General features: G+C 65.8%; 1 protein-coding gene. It reads left to right on the plus strand.

Annotated elements, in window-relative coordinates; all coding sequences use genetic code 11:
* Positions 1 to 430 (plus strand): GMC oxidoreductase (locus tag GR197_RS31475; protein WP_246724745.1); only part of this gene is annotated, 430 nt, incomplete at both ends.

Genomic DNA, 430 nt, shown 5'->3' on the forward strand with positions numbered 1-430 from the left:
ACTTCGCTATGCTGTCGGACCCGCGCGATCTCGAACGGTTGAAGCTCGCGTTACGGTTCGGTGCGCAGACGCTGGCGGCGCCTTCGATGGCCGCCCATCGCGATGCGATTTTTCCGTCGAGCTATTCGCCGCGCGTCGCGGCGGTGGCCGTGCCGGGCATGTGGAACGCGTTGCAGCGTGGGGCGTTGAGCGCGCTGCTCGATATCGCCGGGCCGTTGCGCGGGTCGCTGATCCGGCGCGTGGTGACACAGGGTGTTTCAATCGATGAACTGCTGGCCGATGATCAGGCGATGACCGAGTTCGTCACGCGATCGGTTGGCGGAACGTGGCGTCCGTCGGGAACGTGCAGAATGGGCGCGCCCGATGATCCGCTGGCCGTGACCGATTCGGACGGCGCGGTGTATGGCGTGGAAGGACTGCATGTGTGCGA

The organism is Rhizobium phaseoli, assembly GCF_010668805.1.
GTDB lineage: Bacteria > Pseudomonadota > Alphaproteobacteria > Rhizobiales > Rhizobiaceae > Rhizobium > Rhizobium phaseoli_A.